Raw genomic sequence first — 18,625 nt, forward strand, 5'->3', positions numbered from 1 at the left:
AAAATAAATAGAATATCAACTCTTTACTATATAACTGTCCACAACCTCCTGAAACGCTGCATACAATCGGTCCAATGAATTGGCTTCATAATAGGCCTCGAACAGTCGTTTTTCTGTATCCCTATGGGTTAATGTCCGGATCGCCTGTGCACAGGCTTCCGGGTTGTCCGGGTCGATCGCAAGACCCAGGTTATATTTTCGGACAATCTTTTCCATATAATATCCTTTATTTACGATCAACGGTTTTCGGAAAAGAGATGCCTTGGCAAGCATATTGCTGCTTTGAGAAAAGTGGACATAAGCTGCATAAAGAATATGACAACTGTCTACCAATGCATTAAAATCCGATTCGGTAGGAATAGGATGGGGGTAATAGAAGGCATTCTCTTTCTTTTGAAAGAGATCTTCGAAATACATTTGGTCCGGTTTGTCCAATTTGCCTGCAATGACAAAGAAATAATCTGTAGAAGGCAGGTGTTTTATGCTGTCAATCAGTGTCCTATATCCTTTGCGCAAACTCAGGCTTCCGACTAAAGCGATGATGATGCGCCCTTTCGCCTTTTCCCTGATTTCGTTTACCGGAGCAAATGTATAGTCGGGCGTTGCCGCATCTGTAAAATCGGGGAAATGGATGATGTGCGGTTGAAAAACTTCGAGTTCTTCCCGGCAGAATACATCCAGAACACCGACAGACTTGCAGTTTTTTGCTTTCAGTATATTCCGTCTGTCCAGATGGAATAGTTTTTTATCCATCCTGTAGGGCGATAATAACAGGCCGGAGAAAGGAAGAGGTAACAATCGGTTGATTAACCAGAGCGGCATCAACACGTGCATATAGGTGTCGATACAGCAAAAGAACCATTTCCCGTTGCGGGGCAGCTTCTTTTTCAAGTAATATAAGTTTCGGATCAATAGGTAGAGATTGAGAAGGATCACTGCTTTTTTCAACCATCCCTTACTCGGGAGGGCGAAAGCTTTCTTCTGTTTGACCGTGAGGATGAGGCTCGGATCGATCCCTTCTATCTCCGGTTGGCTACTGCATACAGTCACCTTATGTCCCGCACGCAGCAGGGCTTCAGTGAAATGACAAAGATACATCTGGTGATGTCCTGTCAGATCCGGTTCGATCAGTATGATATGTTCTTTTTTCATCGGATCGATTTATATAGATCAGCCGTCTCACGTGCCGTCTCTTCCCAGGCATACCGTTTCAGTTGTTCTTTCCCTTTTTGCCGCAAATTGTCTCTGAGGGCGGAGTCGGTTAATACCTTCTCTATCGCCTGGTACATAGAGTCTTCGGCAGTAGGCTCAAAGTATATCGCTGCCTCTCCGGCTATTTCCGGGAAACAACTGGCTTGGCTGAGTACCACGGGGCAATCCATGGCAAATGCTTCAAGAATAGGAAAACCAAAGCCTTCATAAACAGAAGGAAACACAAATGCCTGCGCATGCCGGTAGAGCCAGGCCAATTCATTGTCGTTCACCGTAACGGCCAGGACTTTCTCCTCTATCTTCAGGGATTGAAGCCTTTGTTTTTCCTCTGCGCTAAAGGTGCTGCCCGTACAGATCACCCGGAGTTCCGGATAGATGACCGAAAGGCGGGAAAAGACCTTTATGAACCGGTCGAAATTCTTATATTCCCACCGGGCTCCGACATATAAGAGGTAGGGTTTTTCCAGGGAGAAGGTCGGTGGTGCCGGTTTTATCTTCTCCGGATCGATGGCATTGCCATGGTATATCCTCTTTATCTTGCCGGCGTCTATGTTTGTATAGGCTAAAATGTCTTCTTTTGTTTTTTCACTGATGGCGATTATCTTGTCCGCCTTTTCCATCAAGACCTTCCGGATCGGTATGATCGTGTCGGTAGGCATATATTTCTCAATGGTCATATCATGTACCGTCAACACAAACGGTTTCTTTTGCAAAAAAGAAGGATCCAGGAAATAAGACTGGTAATAAGTCGGATGAAATACATCAAAAGCCTGCTTCTTTAGTTGCTTTTCTGTAGCCCACTGATTTACTTTCCACATGATTTGATTGCGCATCTTCAGGTTCATACCGGGAAAGAACGGGCAGTGAGCCGATACATCCTTGTGGCGTAGGTAATGATTGTTGGAAAAGACCACGGGAAGAAGGGCTTCCACCTCGTACTGAGGTAAAAACTTTAACAACTCATAATGGTACCGGGAAATACCGCCGTACTGCTGAGAAGTGAATATTTGATGGTCAAACAAGATTCTCATTTATTGCATCAATTTGATTTCTTCGGTTTTAATATCGTTATATAAATCAGCATCTTCTTTATGGAAAAGGCAGATGTCAAAATATTCAAATGCCGCTTTCTTTCCTTTGATGTACAAGTCTAATTGTTCGAATATCTCCATATTGTATAGATGAAAGGAGAGTAACATACGGCCGTAATTGTCATAAATAATCACATCTTCGTACCCCAAGTCTTTCAATTTCAATAAAGTAGAAAAGCCGTCGTCCCCATTGGCATCGAGAAATACCCTGTCGTATTCAAAGAAGAGGATAGGTTTTATCTCTTTTATGTAATTCAATCCTCCTCTGATTATCTTTAGATCAAAGCCATCTGTGTCGATCTTAAGTATTTTGGCTTGTTTGACCGCTATTTCCGATTCCGATAAGGCATCCAGGGTTAACAGATTCATCTGTTTGCTGCCGGTGTCAGTCGCTATCCTGGCTGTCCCTTCTTGATTTATAATGGTGCCACAAAGAGTTGTGTTGTCTGATAAAAAACAGTCTACGATTTTGACATTTTGCAGATGCCCCAGGTTGTGCCGCAAATAGGTTATAAATAAAGGATCCCCTTCTACACAAATGAATACAGGATCTCCTTTACATTTTTCTTTTATCAAAGCGACCGTATCTCCCACATTGGCTCCTACATCCAGGATCGCCGTGTCCGGATATTTTTTTTGTATGCATTGAACGATACGCGGTAAATTTCTTGAATAGCCTGGAAATTGGCTTATCAATGAAGGTAGAGCATGTTCGGCAGGTAATTGCAAACGAATATCTCCGATCTTCAGAATTTGCATGCCTTTTACTGTTTTTTTCTTGTAAACTTTGACTATATCATAGCCATAGGCGCGTAAACAAGAACGTAACCCTTTTTTTAAGAAATTCATTTTTTATTTCTATTATATAATTTTGCTTCCAATATTGTATACGCTTATTTCTTTAATTTCAACAAATAAGCCACACTCTCACTAAATATTTTCGATTGACTGTATTTCATTATCAACACATAGACCAGGACGGATACGCCTACCTTGGCTGTTAACACAAGATAGATGTTCGTAAACAATGTCGATACCGCCCAGGCGATCAGGAATGAGAACAGGGAGATCAACAGGTACGGCAGAATGTCTTTCAATATATCTCTTAGTCTTATTTCAATCATCTTCGCTGCATGATAATGCCAGATCAACAGGCCGATGTAAAACATCAGGACATACCCCGCTACCATATACATAATGCCGAGTGGCGAACAGGCTATAATCGCTGCCAATTGCAAGAGACCCACCACAATCATGCCATACATATAAATATTCGACCGTCCATGGGATATGATGAGATTCGTATACAGATTCCAGAGAAAACCGAAAGCCCCCCACAAACAAAATAATTGCAGAAAAGGTACGCTGGGTAACCATTTTACTCCCAGGGCGATATGAATAAATTCCGGGGCAATAAATGCCAAGCCGAGCATCAAGGGAAAAGAGAGGAAAGCACCGAACCGGATCATCTTGCGAAAGACGTATGACAGCCTTTCTTTTTCTTCCCTTACCTGCACCAATACGGGTTGAGCTACGCTGGTGATCATACCCGACAAAACGCTGTAACCCATATTCATCCATTTGTATCCCTGGGAATACAAACCGACCTGGGTGGCATCGTATAATTTACCCAGTATGAGGGAAAATATATTGGTGTTCACCTGGAAAAAGATATGGGTGAAAAAGATTCGGATACTGAAAGGTAACATCTCTTTTATCGGTGAAAAATCAATGTCTAACGTAGGACGCCAGGGACTGATAATGCATTTCAACAGGCTGTTTACGGATATGTAAACGACACTTTGCATGACCAAGGCCCAATAGGCATACCCTTTGACGGCCATTAGTATACCGACCCCTCCGGATAAGACCACCGAGAGGATGTCGATAATCGCCTGCTCTTTGACCATCATACGCTTAAATAAAACCGTATAAGGCACAGTTGCGATTCCTCCAAAAACAAAACTAATGAAAAGTACCCGGGATAAAGCCGTCAGCTCCGGATGTTTATAGAAAGAGGCAATCAAGGGGGCTGACAAAAACAAAATCACATATAATACTAAAGCCACAAAGACGGTAAACCAGAAAACGGCATTGTACTCTTTGTGGCTGGCTTCCTTCTTATTGGTCAAGGCTACTGAAAAGCCACTGTTTATAATGGCACTGGCAATGCTGGTGAATATAGCGAGCATGCCCACCAAGCCGTAATCTTCAATACTCAATAGACGCGCAAGAAAGATGCCGAACACAGCCCCTAAGACTTGCAATATGCCACTGCTAAGCCCTCCCCAAAAAAGGCCTTTTGCTGTTTTTTCCTTGAGTGTCGATTCTGCCATACCTTGTTATTCACCCGGTTTTTATACAACCTTTGTGATTACAAACAACAAAGATAAGGAAATTTAGTTAAAGGAGGCAGAGGGGGGAGGAGTTAAAGGAGTTAGGGGAGTTAGAGGAGCCAAGGGAGTTAAAGGAGTTAGAAGAGTCAAGGGGGAAGGTATTTATTCCCTGTTTTTACTGGGGGAAATTTTATTGCCGATGGGCATCGGCAATATTGACGATGCTGTTCAGCAATATTGTCGAACGTGTTCAGCAATATTGCCGATGCCCATCGGCAATAGAATAAACCCGGTTTATCAGGCCCTTGAGGGAGGTTGGTGAGGCTTATCTTCGGAGGGAGGGGGAGGGAACGGTAGGGTATAAAAAAGAAAAGGTTGTCTCCCGACAACCAATCTTCATTGTTAACCTTAAATCTAATACCATGAAAAACACAGTGCAAATATACGTGCTTTTATGTTATCCAACATAGTTTTTCGGCATAAAATCGAATATATTAATCTTATTTAACAATTAAGGGGTAATATACAGCTTCTGTCTTGTGGGGGAGGGGGACTCTTTCCCTGTCTTTTGTTTATTCATAGGTCTGGATTGGGGGAGGGGAACAATCAATTTATTATTGTATAAGCCATAATTTACAACAAAACAGCGTTATTTTAGCAAAATAAACGATACATTTGCAGTTTAATACAAGGAAATACTCACAAATTAACATTGAAAGAAGATGATGTATTGGCAGAAAGACATCGAGACTCTCAGTCAAGAGGAACTACAAAAAATGCAATTAGACAAACTGAAGCAAACCATTGCTTTGGCGTCTAATTCACCTTTCTACAATAAGTTATTTACAGAAAATAATATTAGTCCGGATAGTATCCAGTCTTTGGAGGACTTGAAAAAGATTCCTTTTACAACAAAGAGTGACCTCCGGGATAACTATCCTTTCGGTATGGCGGCGATTCCGATCAAAGACTGTGTGCGCTTGCATTCATCGAGTGGAACGACCGGCAATCCGACTGTTGTTTTACACTCGGCCAAGGACCTGGATGCCTGGGCCAACCAGGTAGCCCGCTGTATGTATATGGTCGGCCTGCGGGATACGGATGTATTCCAAAACACTTCCGGTTATGGCATGTTTACCGGTGGACTGGGCTTTCAATACGGAGCTGAAAAATTAGGGGCATTGACCGTACCTGCGGCGGCGGGCAATACCAAACGGCAAATTAAGTTTATCACCGACTTTGGAACGACTTGCCTGCATATCATACCCAGTTATGCCACCCGCCTGGCAGAAGTGATGTATGAAGAGGGGGTAGACCCGCGGCGGGATACGCAACTGAAGACGATTTGCATCGGTGCCGAGCCGCATTCGGAGGAACAGCGCAAGCGTATTGAGCAATTGCTGGGCGTAAAGGCTTACAACTGTTTCGGTATGTCTGAGATGAATGGGCCGGGTGTGGCTTTTGAGTGTACGGAGCAAAACGGCTTGCATATATGGGAAGATTATGTGATTGTAGAAATCGTCGATCCGGAAACATTGGAGCCTGTTCCCGAAGGGGAAATAGGGGAATTGGTGTTGACAACGATCAACCGGGAGGCTATGCCGTTATTGCGTTACCGGACGCGTGACCTGACGCATATTATCCCGGGAGCCTGTGCCTGCGGGCGTACCCACAAACGCATCGCTCGTTTCAAAGGACGCAGTGACGATATGATTATCCTGAAAGGGGTGAATCTCTTCCCGATCCAGATCGAAAAGATACTGATGCAATTCAAAGAGTTGGGTAGTAACTACCTGATTACGCTGGAGACGATAGGCAACAGTGACGAGATGCTGATCGAAGTAGAGTTGAGTGATCTGTTTACGGATGATTATACGGTATTGCAACGCTTGACAAAAAATATAACCCGTCAGTTGAAAGACGAGTTACTGCTCACGCCGCGTCTGAAGATGGTAGCCAAAGGATCTCTTCCGGTACAGGAAGGAAAGGCTGTCCGTGTGAAAGACCTTCGGAAAACAATTTGAACTTAAATGGCAAAGAAAATAGTATGACTATCAATCAAATTTCCATCTTCCTGGAAAACAAATATGGAACACTGAGTGAGATTTTGGCTTTATTGGCGGAAGAGAATATACGTATTATTGCCGCCACGGTGGCCGATACGAATGAATTTGGGATTATGCGTATGATCGTGAGCGATCCGCAAAAGGCGTATAAGATACTGAAATCGAATAATGTGACAGCTACCCTGACGGATGTGTTGGCCATACTGGCCGATCCTTGCGCCGGCAGTTTTGCCAATACGCTTTCTTGTTTCACGAAAGCCGGTTTGAGTATTGAGTATATGTATTGTTTCTCTGTTAAACAAAAAGCCGTATTGATTCTGCGTACGAACAACCGCGAAAGTGCACGGGATGTAATTCGTCGTCAGAACCTGGAGCATATCCGTGAAAGTGATTTGATAAACCTGTAATCAGGCAATAAAGTATAAAATAGAATACATATGTTAGGCATAGAAGATCCGGGCATTTACCTGGCTTATTTGTTGGCAATAGCTTGTCTGTTGTTTTCCCTTTGGTTTGGAATAACCCATTGGAACAGGGATGATAAAGAGAATACGAACCCGAAAAAACCAAAGATATGAGTATGTTGATGTTGGGGGTGGTTGTTCTTGTTTATATGTTTCTGATAGCCTGGTTGGGTTATATCGGATATAAACGAACCAAGGACGCCAGTGATTACCTCTTGGGAGGACGAAAGACGAACCCTATTATTATGGCGCTTTCTTATGGCGCTACTTTTATTTCGGCATCTGCCATCGTCGGTTTTGGGGGATTTGCTGCCACTTTCGGCATGGGGATCCAATGGCTGTGCATGTTGAATATGCTTATGGGGGTGATTGTGGCTTTTATATTCTTCGGACGGAAAACCCGGAAGATAGGAGAGCAGCATAATGCCCGTACCTTCTCTCAATTGCTTGGGTTGCATTATGGATCCCGTACGATCCAGGTATTTATTGCTGTTGTGATCTTTATCGGTATGCCTTTGTATGCCGCTGTTGTCATGAAAGGAGGGGCTGTGTTTATTGAGCAGATGTTCCATGTGAATCTGGACCTGGCTTTGCTTATCTTTACCCTTATTGTTTCCGCTTATGTGATTACCGGTGGTATAAAAGGGGTGTTGTATACCGATGCTTTGCAGGCGGTTATCATGTTTGCGTGTATGACTTTCATGCTCTTTTGGTTTTACCATATGATGGGAATGAGTTTTACCGAGGCCAACCGGGAGCTGACCGATATCGCACCTTTGGTGCCGGAGCGCTTCAAGGCTTTGGGGCATCAGGGATGGACCCGTATGCCTGTCTCTGGCTCTCCTCAATGGTATACATTGGTTACCTCGTTGATTATGGGGGTGGGCATCGGCTGTCTGGCACAGCCACAATTGGCCGTGCGTTTTATGATGGTCGAAAGTACCAAGCAGTTGAACCGGGGGGTATTGATCGGTTGTTTATTTATCTTCTTTACGGTAGGCTCCATTTATCATGTGGGTGCCTTGTCTAATCTCTATTTCCTGCAAACAGATGGGGTCGTTGCTTCGGAGATGATTGGCGATATGGATAAAATCATTCCCTTATTTATAAATAAGGCTATGCCGGCTTGGTTTGGAGCTCTCTTTATGCTCTGTATACTTTCTGCCAGTATGTCTACGTTGAGTGCTCAGTTTCATACGATGGGAGCTGCCTTTGGGGCGGATATCTTTCCCCGGCTGGGACGGGCGAAAAACCCGAATTCGACCCTGGGGGTGCGTTTCGGTGTTTTATGTTCTATCTTACTCAGCTATGTGATCTGTTATGTGTTGAGTGCAGGTATTATAGCTCGTGGTACGGCTTTGTTTATGGGAGTCTGTGCGGTTACCTTCCTGCCGGCTTATTTCTGTGCCTTGTATTGGAAAAAGGCCACACGGGAAGGGGCTTTGGCCAGTTTGATCGTAGGTGCTTCCACCAGTATCTTTGCTATGGTGTTCCTGCATAAGGCAGAGGCTGCTTCGATAGGAGTATGCAAGGCTCTTTTCGGAAAAGAGGTATTGATCGACGTGTATCCTTGGTTTGTGATTGACCCGATACTTTTTGCTTTGCCACTGTCTGTTTTGGCTATTGTCGTCGTCAGCCTGTTCACCCAAAAGAAAGGGGTAGAAGCGGAAGTTTAAATATCAATGGATCACTTGGAGGTGATCCATTGCATATCATTGGCTAAGTTCCATACATTCAGGAAGGAGGCTTTGGTGATATCGACTATTTTGTCCCAGTTCAACTTCTCTGTATGGTCGGAAGGCATATGATAATCCGGATGTCCATCCGTATGATACCAGATGATGGGAATGTCCGATAAAGCAAAGGACGCATTGTCGGAACCACTGACCGGACGATCCCAGGGACGGTAGACAGGGCTTAGGTGTAGGTTGTACTTCTGAATATCCTTTTTCGACCATTCTGCAAATACGGGATAGGCTTCTGTGTAGAAATAAACGACATGGGTGGGGTTTGCTTCTTTGTTGTTGCGTCCGATCATATCAAAATTAAGGTAAGCTTTTACCTTATCTAATGCGGGAAAGGTGGAGGTGAAATACCTGGATCCGAGCAATCCTTTCTCTTCTCCATCCCAGAAAGCGAAGATAACGGTGCGTTCCGGTTGTTTTCCGCTGGCCAGAAAAGCCCGGGCTATCTGTAATACGGCCGAAACACCGGAGGCATTATCATCGGCTCCATTGTATATCCGATCGCCATTCAATATGGGATCCACTCCCAGATGGTCGTAATGGGCACCAACGATGACGTATTCATCAGCCTTTTTTCCTTCGATTTTTCCGATTATATTCTGTAAGGATAGTTTGCGGTGAACCCCTTGCTTGATCTTTTTTATGGAATCAGGGTGCACTTGAAAACGCCCTCTCTTCTGTCGTTCCACGGCGTATGCTTCGAAAGGTTGGGCGTAGGTTTCTGCCAAAGGAGCAATGCCCATTGTTTTCAAGCAAGAGGAGATATATTCTGCGGCCACATATCCTCCACGGGTACCGGCTTCGCGTCCCTCTAATAAATCGTGGGCTAAAAAGTGGATATACGCTTCTGCTGTAGATTGGTTTATTGTCTGTAACCCTTTTTCTTCAGGGGTTTGTCCTAGGATTATCGTATGTATAAAAAAGAAGGCGAAGAGAGAGACGATGCGTTTCATTTGTTTCCTTTTTAGCTGTTTATATATTTTAGAGGGGCAAATATAGTGAATCTAAAGGGAAAATTTATTTTCCTGTAAGATTGCCCAGGCGCATCTCGTATATTACAGGTATAGACAAAAAAAATCTCTTACCCAATTCAGCTTTAAGCTGAAGGTAAGAGACAACATATATGATTTTAAACTTATTTGCTAAAGAAAGGCAGTTTTAATTTTTTACTGCACTCTCATTCATTTCGTCTAACATGCGACGAATCTTTGCGTTTAGTTGTTGGCTCATCGCTCCATTTCCAATGGATTGATAATGATTAGCCTGATAACGTAACATCGCTAAAGCACGAAGGCTTTTTTCATTTTCTCTCATAATCATACTCGTTTTTTGTTTAATGCCTCTCACGCTAGAGAGGTTTGGTTAATAAAAATAATCTAAAACAATCTTTCTTTTAATTCCACTACAAAGATAACTCTTTTATTTGCGAAAATGTTTTACAACATAAAAAATAAGATATAATTTAACGATAGTTGGCGTATTCGTGGTGTTTTTTTACATTTCGTAACAATGTATCCCTTCTTTTTAGAGCATACGCTGCTGTTTGAGCTCTCTTCTTAGGGCGTATGCCTTATTATCGGTCACCTTATTGAGTAAATCCCAGAAGCGGTCACTGTGGTTCATTTCAATTGTATGACATAATTCATGCAATAATACATAGTCGATCAAATGCCAGGGGAGTTGCATCAGGTAGAGGGACAGGTTGATACTTTTACGTCCGGAGCAGCTTCCCCATCGACTTTGGCTATTGTTGATACGTACGCTACTATACGTAAACCCATGTTGTTGGGCAAGGGCAGACAAGCGATCCGGTAACAAACGTTTCGCCTCCATGCGGAATACATTCCTTATTATGACGAGTAAATGGTTTTGCACAACATCCTCCTCTATGGATAAACGGGAGGGACAGCCGATGGTCAACATACCTTGCTGGAGGCTTGCTTTCCAATTGTTTTTTTCTCTGCGTATAATACGTAACTGAAAAGAGGCGGTTTGCATCTGTGTCGTCTCATCCAATAAAGGTGGTTTGGGGTATTGGGGCAGTAACCGGATCAGTTTGGCTTTGCTGCGTTCTATAAACTCAAGCATAAATTTTTCATCTCCCCATTCTGGCATAACAGCGATTACCCTGCCTGCTTTAATCTTGAGGGTGTACCGTTTGTTACGTGGGTTACGCAAAAGGGTTATCACTCCCAGTTCGTTGTCCTGTATTTCCTTTTCCATACTTTTACAAAAGTAATACTATCTGGGGAAAGAATAATACAGTGAAAATGATTATCTTTGCGGCCTGAAAAGGAAAAGAAAATATATACTAAAAAATAACAATTATGAGCAAGAAAGCACTTCTTATTATTTGTGACGGATGGGGTATCGGTGATCGTCAGAAAGATGATGTAATCTTTAATACACCTACTCCTTACTGGGATTCTTTATTGGCAGACTATCCTCATTCTCAATTACAGGCATCCGGAGAAAACGTCGGTTTGCCGGACGGACAAATGGGGAACTCTGAAGTAGGCCACTTAAACATTGGAGCCGGCCGGATCGTTTATCAGGATTTGGTAAAGATCAATATCGCTTGTCGCCAGAATACCATTATGGAGAATCCGGGTATTCAACGTGCTTATACGTACGCGAAGGAAAACAACAAACAAATCCATTTTATGGGATTGGTTTCTGATGGCGGTGTACATAGCTCGCTGGAGCATTTGTTTAAATTGACAGATATCGCAAAAGAGTACGGAGTAAATAAAGCCTATGTGCATTGTTTTATGGATGGCCGTGATACCGACCCGAAAAGCGGTAAAGGCTTTATCCAACAACTGGAAGACCATCTGAAAGTAACAGGCGGTAAGATCGCTTCTGTTATCGGTCGTTATTATGCCATGGACCGTGACAAACGTTGGGAGCGTGTGAAAGAAGCCTACGATCTGTTGGTGTCGGCGAAAGGCACACCCGCGGAGGATATGGTTGCAGCCGTTGAAGCTTCTTATGCAGAAGGGGTGACAGATGAGTTCATTAAACCGATCGTACATACCGAAAACGGCAAGCCGGTAGCCACGATCGAAGAGGGTGATGTTGTCATTTTCTTCAATTACCGTAACGACCGTGCCAAAGAACTGACAGTTGTCCTGACGCAACAGGATATGCCGGAAGCAGGCATGCAAACGATACCTAACTTGCAATATTTCACAATGACCCCTTATGATGCCAGCTTTACAGGCCTCCACATCTTATTCGATAAAGAAAATGTGAATAATACATTGGGAGAATACCTGGCATATTCCGGTAAAAAACAATTGCACATTGCCGAAACGGAAAAATATGCACACGTGACTTTCTTCTTTAATGGGGGACTTGAAACACCGTTTACCGGAGAAGACCGTATCCTTGTACCTTCCCCGAAGGTAGCTACATACGACCTGAAGCCGGAGATGAGTGCTTTTGAAGTGAAAGATCAGTTGGTGGACGCAATTAATAAGAAAGAATATGACTTCATCGTATGTAACTATGCCAATGGAGACATGGTAGGACATACCGGTGTTTACGCAGCCATAGAAAAAGCGGTGGAGACAATCGATGCCTGTCTGCACGACACAGTAGAAGCCGCTAAGGCCAATGATTACGAAGTGATAATCATTGCCGATCATGGAAATGCAGACCGTGCACTTAACGAAGACGGATCTCCCAATACGGCCCATTCCCTGAACCCGGTGCCTTTTGTTTATGTAACCGAAAACAAACAGGCCAAAGTGGAGAATGGTATATTAGCCGATGTGGCTCCTTCGGTATTGCATATCCTGGGATTGGAACAGCCGAAAGAGATGACTGGCAAGTCACTTATCAATGATTAAGTACGGAGAGATCAGGTATAACAATCGTTGAAACAAACTCTTTCTAATAGATATCCTAATTAATACTTGAACAATGATCCAGATTGATGATACATTAATAAGTTTTGACCTGATTGAACGACACTTCCTCTGTGATTTGTCTCAATGCAAAGGGGCTTGTTGTGTAGAAGGTGATTCCGGTGCTCCGTTGGAACAAAAAGAACTACCCATACTCAAACGTATATTACCTGCCGTATGGGATGATCTTTCTCCCGAGGCACAGGAGATAATCCAAAAACAGGGAGTTGCCTATATCGATGAGGAAGGGGATACGGTTACTTCTATCGTTCACGGGAAAGACTGTGTTTTTACCTATTATGATGGAGATAATACTTGTAAATGCGCTATCGAAAAGGCTTACCGGGAAGGACGGATTGATTTTTACAAACCGATCTCCTGCCACCTTTATCCGGTGCGTGTGAAACAGTATCAGACCTTTAAGGCCGTGAACCTGGATCGTTGGAATATTTGTAAAGTGGCAGAAGTCTTGGGAAAGAAAGAAGGACTTCTTGCTTACCATTTTTTGAAAGAGCCGCTTGTCCGTAAGTTCGGGCAGGATTGGTATGATCAATTGCTCTTGTATGCCGACGAATGGAAGAAGCAAAAAGCGTAATTCCTTTTCATAAACGAAGGGGCTGTCTCCGTAAGAGGCAGCCCCTTTCTCTGAATTAAAGTTTGGGCTAAACTAAGGTTTTATATAATTCAAGTTTTATCTGATAAACAAAAACCACGCCTACATACGATCCTTCAACATATGAGGCATACGTATATATAACACTTAAGATCGAAAAAGGTTTGCCGCACCTTTGTTTTTTCCTCCGTATATTTCCTCTGATCCCTTCCGATTCACAGATAATTGCCTACTTTTGTAAAGGAAATAACACAAAAAATAAATAGATGAACATCCAAATAGGAGATAAGGTACGCTTCTTGAATTCAGTAGGAGGAGGTACCGTTACGCGATTCAAAGGCAAAGATCAGGTATTGATTGAAGATGAAGACGGCTTCGAGGTGCCGGCACTTATCCGGGAGTGTGTCGTTGTCAATGAAACGAATATGCAGGTACATACTACCCTTAAACCTCAGATACAGCCTCAGCAAGTCCCAGTCGTTGTTCCTGCCAAACAGGAAACGGATGCATTGCCTCTGATAGAAACCCCGGAGGGTGAACGATTGAATATCTACCTGGCTTACCTGCCACTCGATCCCAAGGCTATGCAACAGAGTGCTTACGAAGCCTATTTTATTAATGACAGCAATTACTATCTGTTTTTCAACTATATGAACCGGCAACACAACAGCTGGTATAGCCGTTTCAATGGCATAATCGAACCAAATACCCGCATTTTCCTGGAAGAATTCGGGAAAGAAGACTTGAACGATCTGGAACGGATTTGTGTGCAATTCGTTGCTTTCAAGAAAGACAAACCTTATGCGTTGAAAAATGCCATCTCTGTTGAATTGCGTTTGGATACGGTGAAGTTTTATAAGATACATTGTTTCACGGAAAATGATTTCTTTGAAGAAGATGCCCTGGTATACCCGGTGGTTCGAAATGACTTGCCGGAAAGAGAATTACTCGTCTCTGCCACCGAATTGCAAGAGGCGTTGCAACAGAAAGCACGTATCGACCGTCGGGCACCGCAACCGACTGCAAATAAAAAGAAACCCGCTTCCACTGTGATAGAGATCGATTTGCATATACAGGAGTTATTGGACGATACTTCCGGCATGAGTAATGCGGATATACTGACTTATCAACTCGATAAATTCCATGAAATATTGGCGGATCATGCTGGTAAAAAAGGACAAAAGATCGTCTTTATTCATGGAAAAGGAGACGGGGTATTGCGTAATGCTATCGAGAAAGAACTAAAAACCAGGTATAAGAGTTATTATTTTCAGGATGCCTCCTTCCGGGAATATGGCTTTGGAGCCACGATGGTGACGATCAAATAAGAGAATACCGATGGCAACAGAAATCGAACGCAAATACCTGGTGAAAGGGGATTTCCAGCAAGATGTTGTCGGTTCCCAACGCCTGGTGCAAGGTTATATATGTTCGCAGTCCGGACGCACCGTCCGGGTTCGCATAGCCGGAAAAAAAGGCTTTCTCACGATCAAAGGAGCCTCCGATGCGAAAGGGTTGAGCCGGTATGAGTTTGAGAAAGAGATATCCCTTTCGGAAGCCGAAGAACTATTCAAACTTTGTGAACCCGGTACCATCGAGAAGGTACGCCACCGGGTCGTTTACGATAACCATACCTGGGAAATAGATGTTTTCCAAGGGGAGAATACCGGCCTTGTACTTGCAGAGATCGAGTTGTCCGACGAAGAAGAAAGCTTCCAACTGCCCGCCTGGGTCGATCGCGAAGTAACGGGCGACAGACGCTACTATAATTCCATGTTGAAAGAAAACCCCTATAGTTTGTGGAATAAATAACACTAAATAAATAGAAAACGCCATGAAGAAAATTATCTGGCTGTTGTTGACAGCCCTTATTTCCTTTCCTGTTATTGCCGACGAAGGCATGTGGTTGCTTCCCCTTTTGCGTCAGCAGAAGTTTACTGATATGCAAAGATTGGGATTGAAGTTGGAAGACTACGACATTTATAATCCCGATTCCTCTTCCCTGAAAGATGCAGTGGTGATATTCGGAGGAGGATGTACGGGGGAGATTGTATCGCCTGACGGTCTGTTGTTGACCAATCATCATTGCGGATACAGTCAGATACAACAACATAGCACGGTGGAACACGACTACCTGACCGATGGTTTCTGGGCCGGCTCCCGGGAGAAAGAACTGCCCAATCCGGGATTGACCGTCACCTTTATTGACGCTATGGAAGATGTGACTGCTTATGTATTGGCAGAGTTGGCCAAAGATACTGTTCCAAACAGCATGAATTTCCTGTCGCCTCGTTATTTAAACAACCTGGCCAAAGCAAAGGTGGGGGAAAGTTTCTTGCAGAATAATCCGGGTACCGAAGTAGAGATCCGACCCTTTTACGGAGGGAATCAATATTATATGTTTACCAAGAAAATCTATTCGGATATTCGCCTTGTCGGTGCTCCCCCTTCGTCAATCGGTAAATTCGGAGCCGATACGGATAACTGGATGTGGCCACGCCATACGGGAGACTTCTCTGTTTTCCGTGTCTATGCAGATGCGAATGGGAATCCGGCTCCTTATGCTGAGACGAATCTCCCCTTACGTCCCAAACGTTGGTTGCAGATATCCCTCAAAGGGGTGCAAGCCAACGATTATGCGATGATGATGGGATTCCCGGGACGTACCAATAAATATTATACTTCCTGGGAGGTGGCCGAGCGGAGAGATATTGATAATACCGTCCGCATCGATATGCGGGAGTTGCGTCAACAGGCTATGTTGGAAGAGATGTTGAAAGACCCCACTGTACGTATCCAGTATGCCAGTAAATATGCCGGTTCAACCAATGCCTATAAAAATGCGATCGGGGCCAGCTGGGCTATCAATAAACGCAACTTCGAACAGGTAAAAAAAACGGAGCAAGACCGACTTATCGCTTGGTCTACACAGTATAACAAACCGGAATATATCGAAGCCTTACAGCAATTGCAGCAGATCGTGCGTGACAGGAAAGACCTTCGTTACCGCCTTTGGATGTTGGATGAGGGCATTATGCGCAGCATTGAATTTGTTCGTATACCCACCGATACCCAACCCTTGAGTGATGCGTTAAAAGGAAAAGACAAAAAAGAACGGCAGGCACAGATCGATCTATGGGAGGTGGCTTATCAGCGTTTTGCCAATAAAGACTATGCCCCCCGGGTGGATCGGAAGATCGCTAAGATCATGCTGAAAGAATACCGCCGATTGATACCCGCTCAGTCTCAACCCGCCTACTTTGCTGAGATAGATACAAAATACAAAGGAGACGTAGATAAGTTTATAGATAACCTCTTCGATAAGTCCCTTTTTGGCAGTACGGAGAATTTCCATCGTTTCCTTTCCCGCCCTACCGTCAAAGCCTTGCAGGAAGATCCGATGATCCGGTTCGTTCAGTCGGTTCAGGACGAACGCAAAGCCTTGGCAGCTGCCTTGGAGAAGTTCGAAACCGACTTTGCCCTGGCTCATCGCATGTATGTAAAAGGCTTGTTGGAGATGGATAAAGAACAGATGAACTTCCCGGATGCCAACTTTACACTCCGTCTGACCTATGGCCAGGTCAAGGGTTACAGCCCGCGCGACTGTGATTATTATGGCCATCAGACGACATTGGAAGGGGTTATGGAGAAAGAAGATCCGACCAACTGGGAGTTTGTTGTGCCCTCCAAGCTCAAAGAATTATATACTGCCAAAGACTATGGTCGTTATCAATTGCCGGAAGGAAAAATGCCGGTGGCCTTTGCGGCAACCACCCACTCCACGGGAGGTAATTCCGGTAGTCCGGTATTTAACGCAGATGGGCAACTGATCGGTATCAACTTCGACCGCAACTGGGAAGGTGTTGGTGGCGATATTCAGTATCTTCCCGACTATCAACGCAGTATCATCGTGGATATCCGTTATGTGCTCTTTATCATGGATAAATATGCCGGCGCCGGTTATCTCTTGGATGAAATGGATTTGGTAGAGTAGAGGAGAGAGAATTGAAAATGGAAAATGGAGAATGGAAAATTATTTGAAGAGGAGTTAACTAACGATTCATGATTAACGTTTAACAATTAATAATTAACAATTAAAGAGTTCACCCCTTTCAGGGCTGGTAGTAAGGGGATTGTCTCGCAACCGTGGGATGCAATCCCACGGTTATTCACCTGAAACCCCTTCAGGATTTCCTTCTTTTTTTTATTATATATACTGTTGTATTATATTCTAACATAGGGTTTTTTGTTGCTGATGGGCATCGGCAATATTGACGATGCCCATCAGCAATATTGTCGAACGTGATCAGCAATATTGCTGATGCCCATCGGCAATAGATTATACCTCCCCTTGGGGGACGGTTGGTGGGGCTTTATTTCAATATGCCAAAGTGTTGCAAAGCCTTGTGTATGCCATCATCGTCAACCGATGAGGTCACGTAGTCGGCTGCTTCTTTTACGTCTTCGGCAGCATTACCCATGGCTACTCCCAGTCCTACATGGCGAAGCATTTCGATGTCGTTGCCTCCATCTCCAAAAGCCATGGCTTCTTCCAGGGTGAAACCGTAGTGAGCGAGTATCTTATCAATGCCAACGCCTTTGTTGCTTCCTTTGGGCACAACGTCAGAGAAAAGCGGATTCCAACGGGTGGATTCGCAATGCGGGAGAACAGATAGGATGTGTTCTTCCTGCTCTTCGGTAAAAAAGGCAATCAATTGATAGGTTTTATTATATACTATTTCCCGAAGAGGGCGTAGGGGAGGTGCGGGGAAGTTCAGTAGGGTAAATATCTGATCTACGGCAGCATTCTTATAGTTCATATAGATCTCCTCTTCTTGCACAACGGCGCAGGGAAAATCCTCCACCGTCTCCTGGTAGTGAGATAGGGCTATAATATCTTCCTGTGGAATACTATGTGTATAAATCACCTTCTCTTTCCCGATAGTACAATAGCCTCCGTTTAAAGTAATATAACCATCAAAAGTGAGTGTCCCGATATTGTTAATGCTTCCCAGGCGACGGCCTGTGGCAATAAAGACTTTGATGCCTTGAGCTTTTAACTGATTGATACTGTCTATTGTGGACTGAGGGATCTGATGCGTTTGGAAACTGACGAGTGTACCGTCAATATCAAAGAAAACCGCTTTAATCATACGAATCTTTTTACTTATACCTTAACTCCGGCAA

The 18,625-nt window shown here is 43.9% G+C and carries 17 protein-coding genes; 9 read left to right on the forward strand and 8 right to left on the reverse strand.

All coding sequences use genetic code 11. From position 1 onward, the window contains the following. Positions 1-15: 15 nt before the first annotated feature. From D0T51_RS06460 to D0T51_RS06475, 4 genes are read right to left on the reverse strand one after another with little or no spacing between them, the layout of a single operon-like run. A complete protein-coding gene (locus D0T51_RS06460) occupies positions 16-1,152 on the reverse strand; it encodes a glycosyltransferase (RefSeq protein WP_163726839.1) in 1,137 nt (378 codons plus the stop codon). Next, entirely contained in the window at positions 1,149-2,243 is a 1,095-nt protein-coding gene (locus D0T51_RS06465) for a glycosyltransferase family 1 protein (RefSeq protein WP_163726843.1), read from the reverse strand. The genes D0T51_RS06460 and D0T51_RS06465 overlap by 4 nt, the downstream gene beginning before the upstream one ends. After that, positions 2,244-3,152, reverse strand: a complete 909-nt coding sequence (locus D0T51_RS06470) for an FkbM family methyltransferase (RefSeq protein WP_163726846.1) — start codon at positions 3,150-3,152, stop codon at positions 2,244-2,246. A gap of 44 nt (positions 3,153-3,196) precedes the next feature. Next, positions 3,197-4,639: a lipopolysaccharide biosynthesis protein gene (locus D0T51_RS06475; protein WP_163726849.1), complete on the reverse strand. Its 1,443-nt coding sequence runs from the start codon at positions 4,637-4,639 to the stop codon at positions 3,197-3,199. Positions 4,640-5,361: 722 nt separating this feature from the next. Here D0T51_RS06475 and D0T51_RS06480 point away from each other — a divergent pair. Genes D0T51_RS06480 through D0T51_RS06490 form a run of 4 tightly spaced genes read left to right on the forward strand, consistent with a single transcriptional unit; the run spans position 5,362 to position 8,845 of the window. After that, positions 5,362-6,663, forward strand: coding sequence for a phenylacetate--CoA ligase family protein (locus D0T51_RS06480; protein ID WP_163726851.1), 1,302 nt, complete (start codon positions 5,362-5,364; stop codon positions 6,661-6,663). A gap of 23 nt (positions 6,664-6,686) precedes the next feature. Then, a complete protein-coding gene (locus D0T51_RS06485; RefSeq protein WP_163726854.1) occupies positions 6,687-7,112 on the forward strand; it encodes an ACT domain-containing protein in 426 nt (141 codons plus the stop codon). 30 nt (positions 7,113-7,142) lie between these two features. Continuing rightward, complete coding sequence (locus D0T51_RS12230; protein WP_203583335.1) at positions 7,143-7,283, forward strand: symporter small accessory protein; 141 nt, start codon at positions 7,143-7,145, stop codon at positions 7,281-7,283. Then, on the forward strand, positions 7,280-8,845 hold the full coding sequence (locus D0T51_RS06490) for a sodium:solute symporter (protein WP_163726856.1): 1,566 nt from the start codon (positions 7,280-7,282) through the stop codon (positions 8,843-8,845). Before D0T51_RS12230 ends, D0T51_RS06490 begins: the two co-directional genes overlap by 4 nt. Positions 8,846-8,856: 11 nt before the next feature. Here D0T51_RS06490 and D0T51_RS06495 read toward each other — a convergent pair whose 3' ends face one another. The 3 genes from D0T51_RS06495 to D0T51_RS06505 form a co-directional block, all read right to left on the reverse strand. Beyond that, positions 8,857-9,867 carry a M28 family metallopeptidase gene (locus D0T51_RS06495; protein WP_163726859.1) on the reverse strand — a complete coding sequence of 337 codons (1,011 nt, stop codon included), beginning with the start codon at positions 9,865-9,867 and terminating at the stop codon, positions 8,857-8,859. A 205-nt stretch (positions 9,868-10,072) separates the two neighbouring features. After that, on the reverse strand, positions 10,073-10,228 hold the full coding sequence (locus D0T51_RS06500) for a hypothetical protein (protein WP_163726662.1): 156 nt from the start codon (positions 10,226-10,228) through the stop codon (positions 10,073-10,075). A gap of 210 nt (positions 10,229-10,438) precedes the next feature. Beyond that, positions 10,439-11,137 (reverse strand): M48 family metallopeptidase, encoded by a 699-nt coding sequence (locus tag D0T51_RS06505; RefSeq protein ID WP_163726862.1) that lies wholly within the window; start codon positions 11,135-11,137, stop codon positions 10,439-10,441. Between the two features lie 104 nt (positions 11,138-11,241). On the opposite strand from D0T51_RS06505, the gene gpmI reads away from it, so the two are divergent. The 5 genes from gpmI to D0T51_RS06530 all read left to right on the forward strand — a co-directional run bounded on the left by gpmI (position 11,242) and on the right by D0T51_RS06530 (position 17,432). Continuing rightward, positions 11,242-12,768 (forward strand): 2,3-bisphosphoglycerate-independent phosphoglycerate mutase, encoded by a 1,527-nt coding sequence (gpmI, locus tag D0T51_RS06510; protein ID WP_163726865.1) that lies wholly within the window; start codon positions 11,242-11,244, stop codon positions 12,766-12,768. A gap of 73 nt (positions 12,769-12,841) precedes the next feature. After that, a complete protein-coding gene (locus D0T51_RS06515; RefSeq protein ID WP_163726868.1) occupies positions 12,842-13,420 on the forward strand; it encodes a DUF3109 family protein in 579 nt (192 codons plus the stop codon). Positions 13,421-13,704: 284 nt separating this feature from the next. Further along, positions 13,705-14,766, forward strand: coding sequence for a DUF2027 domain-containing protein (locus tag D0T51_RS06520; RefSeq protein WP_163726871.1), 1,062 nt, complete (start codon positions 13,705-13,707; stop codon positions 14,764-14,766). Between the two features lie 10 nt (positions 14,767-14,776). Continuing rightward, on the forward strand, positions 14,777-15,250 hold the full coding sequence (locus D0T51_RS06525; protein WP_163726874.1) for a CYTH domain-containing protein: 474 nt from the start codon (positions 14,777-14,779) through the stop codon (positions 15,248-15,250). Positions 15,251-15,272: 22 nt separating this feature from the next. Further along, positions 15,273-17,432 carry a S46 family peptidase gene (locus D0T51_RS06530; RefSeq protein ID WP_163726876.1) on the forward strand — a complete coding sequence of 720 codons (2,160 nt, stop codon included), beginning with the start codon at positions 15,273-15,275 and terminating at the stop codon, positions 17,430-17,432. Between the two features lie 379 nt (positions 17,433-17,811). Here D0T51_RS06530 and D0T51_RS06535 read toward each other — a convergent pair whose 3' ends face one another. Further along, positions 17,812-18,591 (reverse strand): Cof-type HAD-IIB family hydrolase, encoded by a 780-nt coding sequence (locus D0T51_RS06535; protein WP_163726878.1) that lies wholly within the window; start codon positions 18,589-18,591, stop codon positions 17,812-17,814. Positions 18,592-18,625 lie beyond the last annotated feature (34 nt).

This window comes from Parabacteroides sp. 52 (genome assembly GCF_010500925.1).
Lineage (GTDB): Bacteria > Bacteroidota > Bacteroidia > Bacteroidales > Tannerellaceae > QVMG01.